The following is a 17,103-nucleotide window of genomic DNA, read 5'->3' as shown; positions in this document are numbered from 1 at the left end:
TGGTTGCAACAGCGCACCTTGCCAAAATTGACAAGACAGCCCCGGCCTGCCCGATGCGAGCTGATCATTCGTCGACAAGCCGCGCCGCAAGCGACGAGGCAAGTATGCCGTCCGACAATTCCGATGGCGCAATGCCATACACCCGGCGAAAGGTTTTGGCGAAATAGCTGGGGTCCTGAAACCCACAATCATAAGCCACCTGTTTGACCGTCTTGCCGCCGGTTTCCAATTGCGCCTGCGCCGCGCGCAGGCGCAATTCCAGCATGAAACGGGCAGGCGACGTGCCTTCGGATTGCTCGAACACGCGTGTGAAATGGCTGCGGGAATAACCTGCCCGTTCGGCCAATTCGTCAATCGACAGCGGGCGGTGGATGTTTTCCCGCGCATAGTCGATCACGTTGCGCACCGCATCGACCCGCCGCCGCGAGCGAAAGGCCGAGCCGTATTCCAGAAAATCCTCGGCCAGGATCATGCAGACCTCATACGCCAATGCGGAACAATGCGCGGGCGAATCCTTGTCCCGATTGGACAGCTCTCCGACGATGGCCGCGATCCGGCGGGCGGTGACGGACCCCGGTTCAATTAACGGCCCATGCGCCGCAATGATCGCGTTCCAGATGCGCACGGCCTCGCGTCCTGAAATGCAGATCCAGAAGAATTCCCAATCCTCCCCCGGTTCCAGATAATAGCGGTGATCATGCGGCATCCGCAGCACCATTGCCGTGCCCGGCGGCACCGACATCTGTCGGTCTTCAAAGGTAAGCCGCCCGGCCCCCGACAACGTATATTGGAACAGCACGAACTCGCCCGGGCCGCGGTCCTTGCCCGGATAATCATAGGGTTCGCCATGTTGACGATCATAGCCTACGCTTGTGGGCATAACGTATAGCCGCAAGGGCCCGCGCGGAAAAAGAAGCATCCGCGAGAACGGTTCGCGGCGCGGCTCTGAAAATGGGTCAAAAGTACCAGCCATAGTTTGAATTTCCTCTCGTCGCGCCCTCTTGTCCAGCCTTACAGTACAAAAAGACCAAGAAAATGATCGGAGAAGTCGTGATGAAAATCGCGTTCATTGGCGCCGGAAGCGTCGGTTTTACCCGCAAGCTTGTGCGTGACCTGTTGAAGGTCGAAATGTTCCAGGGGGTCGAGCTTGCGTTGCACGACATCAACGCCAAGAACCTTGATATGGTGGCCCAATTGCTGCGCAAGGATATCGAGGCAAACGGCCTGCCGGCCAAGGTGACGCAGTCGATTGATCGCCGTCAGGCATTGGAAGGCGCACGGTATATCGTCAATTGCGTTCGCATCGGCGGATTAGAGGCATTCCGCCATGACATTGAAATCCCGCTGAAATACGGCATCGACCAATGTGTTGGCGATACGATTTGCGCGGGCGGGTTGATGTATGCCCAACGGTCCATCCCGCAGATCCTGGATTTCTGTGCCGATATCAGGGATGTCGCGGAACCCGGTGCCTGGTTCCTGAACTATGCCAACCCGATGGCGATGAACACCTGGGCGGCGATTGATCATGGTGGGGTCAAAAATACCCTTGGCCTGTGCCACGGCGTGCAAAACGGCTGGCGTCAGATCGCCAATGCGCTGGGGGCGGACCACCATAGCGATGTCGAAGTGTTCTGCACCGGGATCAACCACCAGACCTGGTACACCGATATTCGGTTCAAAGGGCGTCAAATCAGCCAAGAAGAGCTGATCGCCGCGTTCGAGGCCCACCCGGAATACAGCCAGACCGAAAAAGTGCGCATTGATGTGCTGAAACGGTTCGGGTTCTATTCGACGGAATCCAACGGCCATCTGTCGGAATATCTGCCGTGGTATCGCAAGCGTCCGGACGAGATCAATCGCTGGATCGACACCAGCGAATGGATCAACGGCGAAACCGGCGGCTATCTTCGGGTTTGCTCTGAGCGGCGCAATTGGTTCGAAGAGGATTTTCCGAAATTCCTGGCCGAGGCGGGCAAGCCGCTGGGGGATCACAAACGCTCTGATGAACATTGCAGTCATATCCTTGAGGCGCTGGAAGGCGGGCCGGTCTATCGCGGGCATTTCAACGTCAAGAACGGCGGTGTGATCACCAATCTGCCGGACGATTGCATCATAGAAAGCCCCGGTTTCGTCGATGAATTTGGCGTCAACATGGCCGAGGGCGTGACCCTGCCGCTGGGATGTGCGGCGACCTGTCAGGCCTCGGTTGATGTGCAGCGCATGGGGATGCAGGCGGCTGTGACCGGCGATCTGGATCTGCTGCGGCTGGCGATGTTGCACGATCCGCTGGTGGGCGCGGTGTGTAACCCGGAAGAAATCTGGCAGATGACCGACGAGATGCTGGTGGCCCAGGCCGAATGGCTGCCGCAGTTCGCGCATGAGATCGACGGCGCCAAGGCGCGGCTTGCCAAATCCACCGTGGCCACCCGCAGCTGGGCCGGGGCGGCACGCAAACAGACCCGCAGCGTGACAGAGTTGCGCGCTGAAAAAGGCGAAAACGTCATGACCGCCGAAAAGGTCCGCGCCACGACCGAGGAATAACAGCACCGCGATGCGCGTCAGGGGAAACCGCGCGTCGCGAAAAAACTGTATCAAATAGGGAGGATATCGAAATGAACACAAGGACATCCGTCTGTGTGATGGCATTGCTGTCGCTGGCGGCGCCATTGGCCGCACAGGACATGACAGCCCCAACCAAAACCGGCCCAACCAAATTGCCCGAAGCGCGGGCCTTGCCCACCGGGGATCTGAAAACCGTTCCATATGATCAACTGATCTCCGTGCGGGCGCTTGAGAGTTACTCTGAACCCGATTTTGTCGCCGCCGCCGTTGCGGCCGGGAAATTGCCGCCGGTGGCCGATCGTCTGCCTGCAAAGCCGCTGGTTCTGGACATGTCGGTCACGCCGGATGGCACCGGGGTTTATGGCAGCGTGCTGCGCCATGTGACCGGCGGGCGGCCCGAAGGCTGGAACTGGAACGCTGGATTGCATCAGGGATGGGGCGGCATGACGATGACGACGCAGGAATGCCTCGTCTCGACCGGGCCAATGTGGCAATTGTCACAGGACAAGATAGAGCCGCTGCCCAATCTTGCCACGTCCTGGGAATGGTCCGAAGACGGTCATCAGCTGACCATGCATCTGCTGGAAGGGGCGAAATGGTCCGACGGCGATCCGTTTGACGCCGAAGACGTCATGTTTTTCTGGCAGGACAATGTGCTTGACCCGCAGGTTCCGGCACGGGTGACCGGCGACACATTCGGCGCAGGCACACAGCTGGAAAAGCTGGACAATTACACCGTCCGGTTCACGTTCACCGACGCCTTTCCGGTGCCGAACATCTATAAGATGGCTTATATCAATTTCTGCCCCGGCCCGTCGCATATCCTGAAGAAACATCACCCGAAATATGCCGATGGCGCGTCTTATGCTGACTATGGCCAGGCGCTTCCGGCGTCGGATGTGCCTTGGGTGACGATGGGGGCATGGGCGGTGACACAATACGCGCCCGACCAATATGTGGTGGCGCGCCGCAACCCCTATTACTGGAAGGTGGATCAGGACGGCAATCAGCTGCCCTATCTGAACGAGGTGCAGTGGCGATTGTCCACCTGGGAAGACCGCGACATCCAGACATTCGCGGGCAATGCCGACTGGACCAACATGGAAAACCCGTCGATCTATCTGGAAGGAATCCGCAAGACCCAAGGCGATGACGCGACCAATGCGATCTATTGGGGACCACGGTCGATGCATTGGCGGCTGGACTTGAACCTGTCCAAAACCTGCGGACCGGATGACAGCCACACCCAGACCATTCGCGATCTGAACCGCGATCTTCGGTTCCGCCGGGCGGTCAGCCAGGCAATCGACCGTGATGCGCTTGGCCAATCTTTGGTGCGTGGTCCGCTGACGCGGCCATTTGCCGGGGGGATCAACACCGAAAGTGGCGTGCTGAATGAGACGGCGATTGCCTATTACCCCTATGCGCCAGAAACGACCGCGGCGCTGCTGGCCGATCTGGGGTTCGCGGACACCGACGGCGATGGGCTGCTCAACTGGACCGAGGGGCCATTGGCGGGCAACACGCTGGAGATCGAGCTGGCCTACAGCACACAGCGCACAACCGACGCCGCGCTGGCCGACAGCGTGATGACCATGCTGGCCGAGGCCGGTATCCGCGCCCTGCCCCGTCCGGTGCCAACCCTGCTTGATCCGGTGCGCGACAGCTGTGACTGGGATATGGCGCTGGACCGTGGTGATCGCGGCTATCAGGTGCCGATTGGCAATCTCGACTACTTTGCCCCGGTTGCCCACAACGTTCCGGCCTGGCATCGCGGCACCCCGAATGCACCCCAGATCCGTCTCGATTTCGAGGATGATCTGGCCGCCTTGGTCGACCAGCTTCGGGTTGAAACCAACAGCGAAAAGCGCGTGGCGCTGTTTTCCGAACTGAACCGGATCATGACCGAAAATGTCTATCACGTCGGTCTTATCAATGCCTCTGCTGCGCTGATCGTGAACAAGCGTATCCGCAACATTGTGCCCGGCACACCGGTGCTGATGTATCAATGGTCGGAAAAGGGCGCGATGCGGGAACGGCTTTGGATCAGACCGGAAGATCAGGGCGCCGTGCCCGAGATTCAGCCCGGCGTGATCCCCGGCGTCGATTGATCCAACGGCGGCGGCCCGGTGTTTGGGCCGCCCGCCACATAGGGGGAGGTGCGCATGGCGACCTACATCATCAAACGAATTTTTGCTGCGATCTGTCTGCTGTTTGCCGTCAGCATCGTCAGCTTCATGATCCTGCAAGTGCCCGAAGGCGATTATGCCAGCTATGCCAAGGCCATGGCGATCAGTCAGGGCGGCATGAACGAAAGCGACGCAGAAGCCTATGCCGCGCAGGTGCGCGCGCGTTACGGCCTGGATCAACCTGTGCTGGTGCAATACGTGCGCTGGATCGGCAACATCGTCTTTGCCGGTGATCTGGGGCCGTCATTTGCCTATAACAAACCGGTGGCCGAGTTGATCGGTGAACGTCTGCCACGGACATTGGCGATTGCGATTGTCTGTCATCTTCTGGCGACGCTGATCGGGGTGGCCTTGGGTATTCTGGCAGCGGCACAGCACCATCGGCTCGGCGACACCATCGCCTCGACCCTTGCTTTTGTCGGCATGACCGTGCCGCGGTTCTTTATGGCGCTGGTGATCCTCTATTACCTCGCCTTTGTGGTGGGCTGGCCCTATATCGGCTCGCTTTATTCACCGGAATATGTCTTTGCCGACATGAGCTGGGCCAAGATCTGGGACTTTCTGAAACATGTCTGGCCGGTGATCCTGATCGCCACGGTTGGCGGGCTGGCCTATAACACGCGGGTGATGCGCGGCAATCTTCTGGATGTCCTGCGCCAGCCGTATATCGAGGCCGCCCGCGCCAAGGGGCTGAAAGAACGCACCGTGATCGTCAAACATGCTGTGCCAAACGCATTGCATCCGTTGATCATGCATCAGGGCGTGATCCTGCCATACATGCTGACCGGCGAGCTGGAGGTGGCCATCATCCTGTCGATCCCGACGCTGGGACCGCTGATGTATTCCGCGCTGACCCAGCAGGACGTGAACATCGTGTCCTCAACCCTGCTGATCCTTTCGGCGGTGCTGTTGATCGGCAATCTTCTGGCTGATCTGGCGCTGGCCGTTCTTGATCCCCGCATTCGCTATAGCTGACAGGACCGAGACCCATGCAAGATAATATTCTGACATCCGGCCCTGACCTGGCCGAGGCCACGGCAACCGCCCCGGCACCGGGCATCACAACCGCCCCTGAAAGCCCGATGCGGCTGATATGGCGCAGGTTTCGGCGGCGGCGCCCGGCGTTGTTTGGCGCGGCGATTGTCCTTGGCCTGGCAATTGTTGCCATTTTTGCCGAATTCTTTGCCCCATATGACCCCGCCAAACGTGACAGCGCGCATTTCTATATGCCGCCACAGATCCCGCATTTCCTGAGCGCCGAAGAAGGTCTGCATCTAGCGCCATTCGTGCATCCCTATGTGGAAACCTTTGACAATGAAACGTTCGAGACCACCTTTGCCGCCGACACCAGCCGACTGTGCCAGTTCCGGTTTCTTGGCAAAGGCTGGAACTATTCGATGCTGGGCATGCAGTTTGACCGGCATCTTTTGGCACCTGATCCGGCGTGTCCGATGCATGTGCTTGGCACCGACTCTCTTGGTCGGGACATGTTGAGCCGGACGCTGATCGGGGCGCGGTTGACGCTGGCGATGGCGGCGCTTGTGGTGACGGCCAGCGTGTTCATCGGCACAGCAATCGGGTTGATGTCGGGGTTCTTTTCCGGCTGGGTCGATAATGTGTTGCAACGGATCACCGAATTCGTGCTGGCCCTGCCGGAGTTGCCATTCTACCTCGCACTCGTGGCGATCCTGCCGCGCAATGCCGGGCCTTATACGGTGTTTTTCCTGCTGGCGCTGATCCTGTCCTTGCTGAAATGGGCCCAGCCTGTCGCGTGAGGTGCGCGGCAAGACATTGGCCCTGCGGCGGGTGGATTACGTCATGGCCGCCGTGGCGCTGGGGGCCCGGGACCGGCGCATTCTGGTCAAGCATCTGCTGCCCAATATCCTCAGCCATGTGATTGTTGTGGTCACCCTGATGATCCCGCAGATCATCCTTGTTGAAAGTTTCCTGTCGTTCCTTGGCATTGGCGTGCAACCGCCGCTGGTCAGCTGGGGGCTGTTGCTGAACGCCGCCAAGGATTTGCAGAACCTCGGCTCTTACCCTTGGATGCTGTTGCCGGTTTCGGCGATCCTTGTATCGGTTCTTGGGTTCAACCTTTTGGGTGACGGTTTGCGCGATGCAATCGACCCCTATTCGAATTGAGGCTGACATGTTGGATCAAACCACATCCCCGCTGCTAGACGTCCGCAATCTGAACGTCAATTTCCGGCTCGACCATGGTGAATTCGCCGCGGTTCACGATTTAAGCTTTCATGTCGACCCCGGTGAAACCCTTGGTCTGGTGGGGGAATCCGGGTCCGGGAAATCGGTGACCGCACGAGCCATCATGCGGCTTTTGGCCCCCACCGCCACGCTGGCCAAACATTCCGAGGTGCATCTGCTCGGCCATCGCATCGACAAGATCCCGGCCGAGAAAATGCGCCTGATCCGGGGCGGGCGGATTTCCATGGTGTTTCAGGAACCGATGAGCTCGCTCAACCCGCTTTATACCATCGGCAATCAGATCGCGGAAACCTTGATGCTGCATCAGGGGATGAAAAAGAAAGCGGCGCTGGCGCGGGCCGGTGAATTGCTGGCCGAGGTGCGCATCCCCAACCCCGAGGCGCGTATCGGGCAATATCCGCATCAACTCTCGGGTGGGCAACGCCAGCGGGTGATGATCGCGATTGCGCTGGCCAACAACCCGGAATTGCTGATCGCGGATGAGCCGACAACCGCGCTGGATGTGACCGTGCAGGCCGAGATCCTGGCCCTGCTCAAGGATCTTCAGACCCGGCACGGCATGGGCATGATTTTCATCACCCATGATCTGGGCGTGGTGCGCAATATCTGCGACCGGGTCTGTGTGATGGAAAAAGGCGCGATTGTCGAAACCGGCAAGACCGAGGATGTGTTCACCGCGCCGCAGCATGCCTATACCCGGCGGCTGCTGTCGTCGGAACCTGCCGGCAACCCCCTGCCCCTGCCCGAAGACAGCGAAACCATGCTGGAGGGGCGTGACCTTAGAGTGGATTTCAACATTGTCTGGGGCGGTGCCTTTACCCGCAAGCGGATGACGCTGACGGCGGTGAACGATGTGTCGCTGACCCTGAAACGTGGTCATACGGTTGGGGTGGTTGGTGAATCCGGGTCGGGCAAATCGACATTGGGCAAATCGCTGTTGCGCCTGATGACCGAAACCAAGGGCGAGGTCGAATGGAAAGGCCAGCGCATTGACGGGTTAAGCCGCAATGACATGCGCGCCCTGCGGCCGCAGATTCAGGCGGTGTTCCAAGACCCCTTTGCCAGCCTCAATCCGCGCATGTCGGTGCGCAGCATTGTCGAAGAGGGATTGGTGGTGCATGGCATCGGCAACGCCCGCACGCGGCTGAAAATGGTGCGCGATGTGTTGGACGAAGTCGGGCTTGACCCCAATTGCTATAACCGGTTTCCGCATGAATTTTCCGGCGGCCAACGCCAGCGGATTGCCATCGCCCGTGTGCTGGTGCTGAAGCCGGAATTCATTTTGCTGGACGAGCCGACATCGGCGCTGGACCTGTCGGTCCAGGCCCAGATCATCGACCTTCTGCGCGAATTGCAGAACAAATACCGCCTGAGCTACATTTTCATCAGTCATGACCTCAAGGTCGTGCGCGCGCTCTGCCATGATGTGATTGTCATGAAAGACGGCAAAGTGGTGGAACAGGGCCCCTGTCGCGACGTGCTGGAACGCCCGCAGACCGAATACACCCGCGCATTGATCAAGGCCGCGTTTTGATCGCCGACATGACCCAGATGCTTTGAGCGGGCCAATTAATCTGAACCGATTTTTCCGGGCCGATTTCACGAGGACAATATGACCAAACCCAATGTGATCCTGTTTTTCACCGACCAACAGCGGTTCGATACCACCGGCGTGCATGGCAACCCGATGGGGCTGACGCCCCATTTTGATCGCTTGGCACGGGCGGGCACACATTTCGCCAATGCGTTCACCGTCCAACCGGTATGCGGCCCGGCGCGGTCGGCGCTGCAAACATCGAAATACCCAACCGAAACCGGATGCTGGTGCAATGGTCGCCCCCTGCCGGGTGATGCCGTCACCATGGCGCAATGTTTCAAACAGGGCGGTTATGACACCGGATATATCGGCAAGTGGCATCTGGCCGGGGCCGAACCGGTGCCCGCACATCAACGGGGTGGTCATGGCTTCTGGCGCGGCGCGAACCTTCTGGAGTTCGTGTCAGACGCCTATGACACCGTGTTGTTTGACGAGGACGGCCAGGAATGCCGCCTGCCCGGCTATCGCGTGGATGCCATGACGGACGAGGCGATCCGCTATTTAACTGACCCGCCTCACAACCCGTTTTTCCTCACCATGTCGTTTCTGGAGCCGCATCACCAAAACAGCGTCGATGCCTATCCCGCGCCCGATGGTTGGGATGCGGCCTGTCCCCCGGTCTGGACCCGCCGGATCTGGCATCACTGGGCGGCACTGCACATCAACAGCTCAAAGGTTATTACGGCATGGTCAAACGGCTGGACGATGCGCTGGGCCGGTTGATGGATGCGTTGAAAAGTTCGGGTCAGATCGACAATACAATCGTGTTCTTTCTGTCCGATCACGGCTGTCATTTCAAAACCCGCAACGGCGAATACAAACGGTCCTGTCATGAGGCCTCCATCCGGGTGCCGATGATGGCCACCGGCGCGGGGTTTGATGGCGGCGGTCAGGTGCGTGGTATGATGTCGATCCTCGACATCGCGCCAACCCTGTTAGAGGCCGCCGGACTGGACGTGCCGGACGTCATGCAGGGCCGATCCATCCTGCCGCTGCTAAGCGCGCCCAAGGCCGCGTGGCGCAAGGATCTGATGATCCAGATCAGCGAAAGCCAGACCGCACGTGCCCTGCGCAGCGGGCGCTGGAAATACGCGGTGTCCGCCCCGGAAGGGACAGAGCCACAGGCACGGGCATCAACCTATCACGAGACCGAGCTTTATGACCTCGCGCATGATCCCTATGAGCTGGAAAATCTGATTGGCTGTGCATCCCATGTGGATGTGGCCGCCGAAATGCGGCGGCGGTTGCTGGCACAGCTGGCAACATATGAAGATGCGACACCGGACATTGTTCCGGCCGATCCGCGCCCAACCATTGGCCAGCGCAAGGTTGCACCAGCCGATATCTGGTGACCGGTCGCCGCAGGTGATGGATCAGCGGATTTGCCAAGGCCCGTACTTGCCATGTCTGGCCACAGGTTTCTGACAGAATTTCAGCCCGAAACCGCGATTGGCGGGGCCGACGCATCGGCCCCACCTGTTTCAAATCCCTGACTTACAGCCCGGAAATCTCGCTCACAGTTGCGGCAATATCGTCGGGGATATTGCGGAACTCCTGCAAGATCGCCTTGGTCTTTTCCGTCGCGTTGAAGGGCGGCGGCACACCAATCGAGGCCTCATATTCCTTCAGAAATTCCGGGTCTTTTGCCACATCCTGATAGGCCTGCTGCATGATCGCAAGCACCTCTTCCGGCACTTCAGGCGGCGCAAGGACGGCGGTTGTCGCGGCCATCAGGTTGTTTTGATACCACTGATAAGCATCCCACCATTTCCCCGATGGGTCGGTGCCATGCAGCTCCTGGTGCACCTCATAGAGGCTCTTGGTGTCGTCGGGATATGCGCCGGGGGTCTTGGGCAGCGGCGATCCGTCCAGATCGAATTGCTGGTGATAATAGGCGGGCCAAGCCACCGAATCCTTGTCCCCAAAGAATTTGGCATACCCCGGAAGACCGGCATGACCGGCCTGTACCTCGCCCGGTTTGATCGCGGCCTGGATTTTGCCAAAGCCACCAAAACCGCCGACATAACGGAAATTCACCCCAAGGGTTTTCAGCCCCAGATTGCCGAGGATTTCAATCGCATTGGTGCCGCCACGCCCACCGACAATGATTTCCGCCGTCTTGAGATCCGCCGTCGTGGGCACCGCATCCTTGCGCACCACAAGCGACAGATCCGCGCCAGATGACCCGACAACACCCATGTTTTCAGGCACATAGCGGATGCCCGGGGCTTCGTCCATCACCGCAGAGGGATTCCATTCACCGTAGAAATAGGCCGTGCCGTCACGCGGGGCCTTTTCATAGATGAAGTTCAGCGCAATCGCACCTTTGCCACCGGGTTTATTGTTGATGATCACCGTCGGATTGCCGGGAATGTGTTTTTCCAGATAGCGCGCGGTCAACCGGCCATGCACATCAGCGCCGCTGCCGGCGGCCACGGACAGCACAAATGTAATTGTCTTGCCCTCGAAATAATCATCCGCCCAGGCCGGTGCGGCCAATCCGGCCAGACCGATGGTCGATGCTGCCAGTGCAGTCATCATTGTACGTCGTTTCATAATAGTCTCCTCCTCGTTTTTGGTCAGTCGTGACAGCGCCCGAAATCACCGGGCGGTTGTTTTCGTTAAAGGAACATCCACAGGGGAAAGGCATCGGGCAGCATGGCCCGCGCCGCAGGTGCGATCAGGGGCTGCATCCAGAAGACATGCACCACCCGGTCGAAAAATCCGACCAGCACGACCCAGGCGGCAAAGCCATACACCGCCGAAAGCCGCCAGCCATATCCCCCCAGCGCCGCAGATAGATCACCACCAAAGCGACAATCGCGATCTTCTGGCCCAGCACCAAAGCGACACAGACCATGGCGATGCAATATCCCAACAGGATCAATGCGCGCCGTATGTCCCGTGCGCCCATCGTCTGATGGATCAGGGCGGCGAAATTCGGACGCGGGCGAAGATCACCGGCCAGCGCCGCAAGGCTTAGTCCGACGCCGGGCACGATGGCGATCAACGGAAAGGCCGCCACCAACGTCGGCCAGCCAAGCGTCGGGATCAGCGTCGCCACAAAGGTCGCCACCAAAATGCCGCCGACAAGGATCGACACCAGCTTGTTGTTGTCCGCATCGGGCTCAGCTGCCTTGGTGTCGACGTTGGCAATGTCGGCCAGCGCCGCCGCAGTCTTTTGTTTACGCGCGCGCCGTGCCGACAACAGAAGCGCCAGAGCGATAAATCCAAACAGCACCATGACAATCGGCCGATCGAGCCAGCCCAGCCCCTGATGAATTTTCCAGCTCAACAGGAAGGAATTCTCCATCATCCCACCAAGAATAAAGGCCAGCACCACCGGCGGGCGCGGCCAATCGCCAAGCTTCATCAGATACCCCAGAACGCCAAAGACCAGCAGAACAGCCCAATCGCCCAGATCGGCAGTGGTCAGCCATGCGCCCATGAACACAAACACCAGCACACCCGGCACAATCAGATGGCCAGAGATGAAGGACAGCCGCGCAATCGGGCCAGCCAACAGCATCAACAGCCCGGCAGCGGCAATATTGGCCAGCGCAATATCCCAGACCAATGCAAAGGTGACCGGCAATTCCGTGGTCAGCATCTGGGTGCCCGGTTGCAGACCCTGGATCAGCAGCGCACTTAGCAGCAGCGCATTCATCGCACTGCCCGGCACGCCAAAGGCCACGGTCGGGATCAGCGATCCGCCCCGCACCGCGTTGTTGGCGGCCTCGGGCGCGATGACGCCGCGAATGTCACCCTTGCCGAATTGGCTGGTGTCCTTGGCCGATTGCAATGCGTGGGAATAGGCGATCCAGTCGACCACCGCGCCGCCAATGCCGGGGATCATGCCGATATAGACGCCAATCGCCGAACAGCGCAGCGCCAGCCACCAGTTCCGCCCCGCGTCCTTGATCCCGCGCAGCAGCATCCGCCAACCGCCGGTTTCCGGCTTGGTCTGGGCGATGGCCGTGTCCCGTACCGCCAGATCAATCAGCTCTGGCAGGGCGAAAATGCCCAGAACAACCGGGATCAGCGGCAGGCTTTCCAACAAATAGGGCGCGCCCATCCAATAGCGTGGAATGGCGGCATCTGCGGCATAACCAAAGGACGACAACAACAGGCCAAAGGCCGCCGCCGCCAGCCCCTTGGTCAGGGATTTGCCGCTGAGCGAGCCAACCATGACCAGCCCCAGACATCCCAGCGCAAACAGCTCTGGATTGTTGAACCGCATGATGATGGGCAAGGCAATCGGCAGTGATACCGCCAGCATCAGCGCGCCAAAGACACCGCCAAAGGCCGACACGGTAAAAGCCGCGCCAAGCGCACGGGCCGCCTGGCCCTGTTTTGCCAGCGGATGACCATCTAGCACCGTCGCCTGGGACGCCGCCGTGCCGGGAATGCCCAACATGACCGATGCAATGGTGTCCGACGTCGATGTGACCGCAAAAATGCCCAGCAGAATGGCAAAGGCCGACATCATTTCCATGTTGTAGGTGAATGGCAGGATCAACACGATGCCCAGCGGCCCGCCCAACCCCGGCACCGCGCCAAGCCAGATCCCCAGACCAACCCCCAGCAAGAGGTATCCAAAAACCGGCCATTGCAGGACCAGCATCAGCCCCTGATAAAACGCATCAAGTGTCATTGGCAGCTATCCGCGACAAGTGTTTCTTTCTTCACCGCCGTTTTCAGGGCCGTGCCCAGACCGGGAAGGTCATTTGCAATGGCTTGGCCGTTTCGGATCACCGGGGCGGGGTTGGTGATGGAAAAGAACATGTCACTTTCGTGCCATTGATGTTCCAATCGCTCTGCCCCGCCAATGGCCGCCGCGGTTTGCAGGCTGGCGGCGTGGGCCACTGGCCCCGACGGATTATGCAGCGACACAGCCACATCATGGGCGGCTGCGCGGCGGGCGATCTCGGCAATTGTGCGCAGGCCGCCGGCATGTTTCACATCGGGCATGATCACGTCATAGGCCCCGGCGGTCACAAAGGGCGCGACATCATCCCAGTCGCCATGGGTTTCCAGCCCGCACAGCCGCATCCCTTGGGCATTTGCCGCCGCACGCAGGCTGCGCAGGTTTTCAATTTGGTCGGCGGTTTCGGGCAGTGGGCATTCAAACCAGGTCACTCCGATTTCGGCCAATGTGGGGATCAGATCCAGCGCCGTCGCGGTCTGAAAACGCCAGTGACAATCCACCATGATTTCGGCCCCCGGGGCCGCCGCCGCCATCGCGCGCAGCCGGGCCAGACCGGCGGCAATCAGATCCTCTCCGGCGGGTGTGCCGCAGAGTTCGGGGGAAAGCCCGTCAAAGGCCGCCAGCTTGATCCCGACAAACCCCTCTTTGGCGGCAAGGGCGGCATTTTTTGCAATGGCGTCAGGGTGACGGTCGACGCTGGTGCGGTTGATATTGGCATAAAGCGGGATCGCCCCCGCGCCACATGGCCCAGAAATGCCGAAACCGTCACCCCGGCGATTTTCGCCGACAGATCACAGACCGCCTGATCCAATGCGGAATGAATGGTGCGTTGTTCCAGACCGTGATCCAGCAGAACCGCCAGCGGCGTCAAGATCGCGTCATCCACCCGCCGGCCGCACAGGGCCCGCGCCGCCCCAAGCAGCGCATCATCAAAACCCGCCGACGCGCCATCAAGACTGGCCTCGCCAATGCCGGTCAGGCCGCTGTCGGTTTCCAGCACAACATGGCGCCAAATCGTCTTGTTGCTGACCACGATATTTTCAACCGTGGCCTTGGCTATCTGGTGGATTTCCAAAATGCATTCCCTTTCGCGCGCCGATTTGCCGGCCTCTTTTGGTGATCGTTTGGCAAATGATAATCGTTTGGCAAAACGTTGACGCTGCGTTGATAATCGTTTATCAAACGAGTTGTCAAGTAGGGATTGAAGACCAACTTGCATCCTGATCTAAGACCCGGAAATTCAGGCACATCGCTGTATGTGTCGGGTTTTGATGGGCCGGTCAGGTGTGCATATACTGTGCTCTGACTGGCGATATCGCACTCCTCCACCCCCGCCGGTATGGTGCCGGGGTCTTTTGAAAGATGAACGCACATGGCCCCAAAACGCCGCCTTCAGGAAGTTGCTGATGCCGCTGGGGTTTCGTTCATCACCGCCTGGCGTGCCCTGAACGAACCGCACCGTGTGCGCGACAAGACCCGCGAAAAGGTTCTGACCGCCGCCGCCGATGTCGGCTATGTGGTGAATGCGATTGCGCGCAGTCTTGTCACCTCGCGGTCGGGGGTTGTGGGTTTGATCGTGCCGACGCTGGAAGATTCGATCTTTTCCGCCACGGTGCAGGGTCTGTCAGACAGGTTGTCGCAAAGCGGGTTGGAAATGCTGATGGGCATTTCGCATTACGATACCGGCCGCGAAGAAGAGCTGATGCGCGCCTTTGTCGGCCGTCAGATCGACGCGCTGGTGCTGACCGGCAAGGCCCACAGCCCCGCCGCACGCAAGCTGTTGAAGAATACCGGCATTGCCGTGGTCGAAATCTGGGATGTGCCAGAGGAGCCGCTGGATCTTTATGTCGGATTTTCCAACAGCGATCTAAGCTTTCAGGCCACCAAATACCTGATTTCTCGCGGCTATCGCGATATTGCCTTTGTGTCGCCAGAGGCGCGCGGCAGGGCGCAGGAACGTCAGAACGGCTATGTCAACGCGATGGAGACCGCGGGGTTGGGCGCCGCCGCGCGCACCCTTTGGGTCGCGCCAACGCTGGCGGGCGGGGCCGAGGCGCTGGTTCAATTGTGGCAATCGGATCGCCGCCCGGATGCAATCTTTTTCAATGGCGATACGCTAGCGGTCGGCGCGCATCTGCATGGTGCGACACTTGGGCTGCGCTATCCCGATGATCTGGCGCTTATGGGGCTGCACGACTCTGATATTTCGGCGCGGGTCAATCCGCCGCTCAGTACCGTGCGGGTTCCGCGATATGAAATCGGCAAGCTCGCGGCCGAAGAGATTGTTCAACGCCTGCAAACCGAAGGCGGCGGACAGTCGCGCCAGGTGGCATTTGAAATCCTGCAGCGCGGCACGACCTAGCGCCTTGGCCCCTGCCCCCGGTTTCTGGACACCACTGCCATTCCTATTCAGGCGGATGATGGCAAAAAACATTCCGGGGCGGAATACATGGACATAAAGGCGCTGAAACTCTTTCTGACGGTCTTTGACGCAGGCAATATTTCCGGGGCGTCGCATTGCAATAATAGCCGGTCTGATGCGGATATTGCCCGGTGGCAAAAGCCGCGCGCGACGGCATGCAGATCGGGCTGGTGCAATAGGCGTTGGAAAACACCGTGCCCCGCGCGCCAGAGCATCCAGATTGGGCGTTTTGACAACCGGATGCCCCCAAGGCGAGGCACCCTGTTGTCCGAAAGAATTCCAAACAGGCATGGATTGCGATGCAGACCGCGGGCCGATGCCGGACCCTCAGGCAAAGGCAGGGCCGCACGCCATCAGTGGACGGCCCGCCCCCCTCAGCCTAGAGCCAAAGAGGGTTGGACCAGGCCCGCCGCCCGGCATGATCGACCACGACAAGCCGGGACCAGCTGTCTTTGAACCTTTCCAATGGCAGCCGCGTCTGGGTCAAATCCGTGCCATGTACGGCGGCGCTGCGCGCTGCCTGCCCCAACAGCATGACCGATTTGGCACCCGAACATTGTACAATGATTTCATCACCTTCGCGGGTGACATCCAGGATCTCTGGCCCTTGGCTGGCATAGTAATGCCCGGCCTTCAAAGCGGCCAGCAACGCATCTGGTGTGTTTTCTTCGGATTTCACCATCACCCAACCGCCAAAGGCATCATCGACCTTCCAATGGCTGTCGTCGACCGCAATGCAGCCCAGTCGTTTTCCGGCGGACAGCAATGCATCGCATAGCTCTGTTCCGTCGCCCCGGTCCGCATTCACAAGGCTTGTATGGTTATACATCTCGATTGCATGCGCCACATCAAGATCAAGCCCGTCCTGCACCGTCAGTTGATACCATTGCGGATGGGCGATAGCGACAAAGGCCCCGGCCTTGGCCGCACGGCGGGCAAGCTCTGGCCCGGTTTCGTCGGGCGCGGTTTGTTCAAAATCCGCAGGCAGGCCAACCGCCAGAATATGCCAGATTTCGCCTGCCCGGGTGACAGGGGCATGAATTTCTGCCCCCAGAATCGTGGTGAAATCAGACGTGCGAAAGGCCTCTGTTTCGGTGATCGGAAAATCAAAGGCAGGCAGGAAGTGATCGGTCAACGCAATGAAATCATACCCCGCAGCGCGGTATCTGCGGCAGACTTCCTCTGGGTCCAACGCACCGTCGGACCGATTGGAATGCCCGTGAATGTTGCCTTTGAAAAATCGACCGGCGGCCTGAAAACTGTCCAGCATAAACCTGCTCCTGCTCTGTGACGGATTTCGCTTAGGTCATGAGCAATGGCAGGGATATGACAGCCGGGCGCAAAAGCGGGATTGTCAAAAAAACTTCCCGCACAGTGCGCGATTGTGTGAGCTGGGCGC

Annotated in this window: 16 protein-coding genes; 9 read left to right on the top strand and 7 right to left on the bottom strand. The window is 59.6% G+C overall.

Annotated features, from left to right (window positions below; all coding sequences use genetic code 11):
* Positions 1 to 64: 64 nt before the first annotated feature.
* On the bottom strand, positions 65 to 880 hold the full coding sequence (locus AC0L4F_RS20675) for an AraC family transcriptional regulator (protein WP_244691258.1): 816 nt from the start codon (positions 878 to 880) through the stop codon (positions 65 to 67).
* Between the two features lie 173 nt (positions 881 to 1,053).
* Between AC0L4F_RS20675 and melA the strand changes: the two genes are divergently transcribed.
* From melA to AC0L4F_RS20635, 8 genes are all read left to right on the top strand, one after another.
* Complete coding sequence (melA, locus tag AC0L4F_RS20670) at positions 1,054 to 2,544, top strand: alpha-glucosidase/alpha-galactosidase (RefSeq protein WP_244691257.1); 1,491 nt, start codon at positions 1,054 to 1,056, stop codon at positions 2,542 to 2,544.
* A gap of 71 nt (positions 2,545 to 2,615) precedes the next feature.
* Complete coding sequence (locus AC0L4F_RS20665) at positions 2,616 to 4,676, top strand: ABC transporter substrate-binding protein (protein ID WP_244691256.1); 2,061 nt, start codon at positions 2,616 to 2,618, stop codon at positions 4,674 to 4,676.
* A 54-nt stretch (positions 4,677 to 4,730) separates the two neighbouring features.
* The gene (locus AC0L4F_RS20660; RefSeq protein WP_244691255.1) at positions 4,731 to 5,729 is read left to right on the top strand and encodes an ABC transporter permease; all 999 of its coding nucleotides are present in this window, start codon (positions 4,731 to 4,733) and stop codon (positions 5,727 to 5,729) included.
* 14 nt (positions 5,730 to 5,743) lie between these two features.
* Positions 5,744 to 6,529, top strand: coding sequence for an ABC transporter permease (locus AC0L4F_RS20655; RefSeq protein WP_244691254.1), 786 nt, complete (start codon positions 5,744 to 5,746; stop codon positions 6,527 to 6,529).
* 1 nt (position 6,530) lies between these two features.
* Positions 6,531 to 6,896: an ABC transporter permease gene (locus AC0L4F_RS20650; protein ID WP_244691253.1), complete on the top strand. Its 366-nt coding sequence runs from the start codon at positions 6,531 to 6,533 to the stop codon at positions 6,894 to 6,896.
* Positions 6,897 to 6,903: 7 nt separating this feature from the next.
* Positions 6,904 to 8,511 (top strand): ABC transporter ATP-binding protein, encoded by a 1,608-nt coding sequence (locus AC0L4F_RS20645; protein ID WP_244691252.1) that lies wholly within the window; start codon positions 6,904 to 6,906, stop codon positions 8,509 to 8,511.
* 78 nt (positions 8,512 to 8,589) lie between these two features.
* Complete coding sequence (locus AC0L4F_RS20640; RefSeq protein WP_280520707.1) at positions 8,590 to 9,297, top strand: sulfatase-like hydrolase/transferase; 708 nt, start codon at positions 8,590 to 8,592, stop codon at positions 9,295 to 9,297.
* Positions 9,261 to 9,926, top strand: a complete 666-nt coding sequence (locus AC0L4F_RS20635) for a sulfatase/phosphatase domain-containing protein (protein ID WP_348524140.1) — start codon at positions 9,261 to 9,263, stop codon at positions 9,924 to 9,926. Before AC0L4F_RS20640 ends, AC0L4F_RS20635 begins: the two co-directional genes overlap by 37 nt.
* A gap of 142 nt (positions 9,927 to 10,068) precedes the next feature.
* On the opposite strand, the gene AC0L4F_RS20630 is transcribed toward AC0L4F_RS20635, so the two are convergent.
* The 4 genes from AC0L4F_RS20630 to AC0L4F_RS20615 form a co-directional block, all read right to left on the bottom strand.
* On the bottom strand, positions 10,069 to 11,130 hold the full coding sequence (locus AC0L4F_RS20630) for a hypothetical protein (protein ID WP_244691251.1): 1,062 nt from the start codon (positions 11,128 to 11,130) through the stop codon (positions 10,069 to 10,071).
* A gap of 124 nt (positions 11,131 to 11,254) precedes the next feature.
* On the bottom strand, positions 11,255 to 13,228 hold the full coding sequence (locus AC0L4F_RS20625; protein ID WP_244691250.1) for a tripartite tricarboxylate transporter permease: 1,974 nt from the start codon (positions 13,226 to 13,228) through the stop codon (positions 11,255 to 11,257).
* Positions 13,225 to 13,905, bottom strand: coding sequence for an enolase C-terminal domain-like protein (locus tag AC0L4F_RS20620; protein ID WP_244691265.1), 681 nt, complete (start codon positions 13,903 to 13,905; stop codon positions 13,225 to 13,227). Before AC0L4F_RS20620 ends, AC0L4F_RS20625 begins: the two co-directional genes overlap by 4 nt.
* Complete coding sequence (locus AC0L4F_RS20615) at positions 13,845 to 14,357, bottom strand: enolase-like domain-containing protein (protein WP_244691249.1); 513 nt, start codon at positions 14,355 to 14,357, stop codon at positions 13,845 to 13,847. Before AC0L4F_RS20615 ends, AC0L4F_RS20620 begins: the two co-directional genes overlap by 61 nt.
* 297 nt (positions 14,358 to 14,654) lie before the next feature.
* On the opposite strand from AC0L4F_RS20615, the gene AC0L4F_RS20610 reads away from it, so the two are divergent.
* Positions 14,655 to 15,644, top strand: coding sequence for a LacI family DNA-binding transcriptional regulator (locus tag AC0L4F_RS20610; protein ID WP_244691248.1), 990 nt, complete (start codon positions 14,655 to 14,657; stop codon positions 15,642 to 15,644).
* Between the two features lie 43 nt (positions 15,645 to 15,687).
* Here AC0L4F_RS20610 and AC0L4F_RS20605 read toward each other — a convergent pair whose 3' ends face one another.
* Positions 15,688 to 15,861 (bottom strand): hypothetical protein, encoded by a 174-nt coding sequence (locus AC0L4F_RS20605; protein ID WP_244691264.1) that lies wholly within the window; start codon positions 15,859 to 15,861, stop codon positions 15,688 to 15,690.
* Positions 15,862 to 16,083: 222 nt separating this feature from the next.
* Positions 16,084 to 16,974 carry a CehA/McbA family metallohydrolase gene (locus AC0L4F_RS20600; protein ID WP_244691247.1) on the bottom strand — a complete coding sequence of 297 codons (891 nt, stop codon included), beginning with the start codon at positions 16,972 to 16,974 and terminating at the stop codon, positions 16,084 to 16,086.
* Positions 16,975 to 17,103 lie beyond the last annotated feature (129 nt).

This window comes from Marinovum sp. J2-8 (genome assembly GCF_055808435.1).
Note: the sequence above shows the minus strand (reverse complement) of the source record. Positions and strands in the feature narration are given on the sequence as shown.

Coding starts and splice junctions, on each gene's coding strand:
- AC0L4F_RS20675 (WP_244691258.1), bottom strand. CDS start 880: ATGCCCACAAGCGTAGGCTATGATCGTCAACATGGCGAACCCTATGAT.
- melA (WP_244691257.1), top strand. CDS start 1,054: ATGAAAATCGCGTTCATTGGCGCCGGAAGCGTCGGTTTTACCCGCAAG.
- AC0L4F_RS20665 (WP_244691256.1), top strand. CDS start 2,616: ATGAACACAAGGACATCCGTCTGTGTGATGGCATTGCTGTCGCTGGCG.
- AC0L4F_RS20660 (WP_244691255.1), top strand. CDS start 4,731: ATGGCGACCTACATCATCAAACGAATTTTTGCTGCGATCTGTCTGCTG.
- AC0L4F_RS20655 (WP_244691254.1), top strand. CDS start 5,744: ATGCAAGATAATATTCTGACATCCGGCCCTGACCTGGCCGAGGCCACG.
- AC0L4F_RS20645 (WP_244691252.1), top strand. CDS start 6,904: ATGTTGGATCAAACCACATCCCCGCTGCTAGACGTCCGCAATCTGAAC.
- AC0L4F_RS20640 (WP_280520707.1), top strand. CDS start 8,590: ATGACCAAACCCAATGTGATCCTGTTTTTCACCGACCAACAGCGGTTC.
- AC0L4F_RS20635 (WP_348524140.1), top strand. CDS start 9,261: ATGGTCAAACGGCTGGACGATGCGCTGGGCCGGTTGATGGATGCGTTG.
- AC0L4F_RS20630 (WP_244691251.1), bottom strand. CDS start 11,130: ATGAAACGACGTACAATGATGACTGCACTGGCAGCATCGACCATCGGT.
- AC0L4F_RS20625 (WP_244691250.1), bottom strand. CDS start 13,228: ATGACACTTGATGCGTTTTATCAGGGGCTGATGCTGGTCCTGCAATGG.
- AC0L4F_RS20610 (WP_244691248.1), top strand. CDS start 14,655: ATGGCCCCAAAACGCCGCCTTCAGGAAGTTGCTGATGCCGCTGGGGTT.
- AC0L4F_RS20605 (WP_244691264.1), bottom strand. CDS start 15,861: ATGCCGTCGCGCGCGGCTTTTGCCACCGGGCAATATCCGCATCAGACC.
- AC0L4F_RS20600 (WP_244691247.1), bottom strand. CDS start 16,974: ATGCTGGACAGTTTTCAGGCCGCCGGTCGATTTTTCAAAGGCAACATT.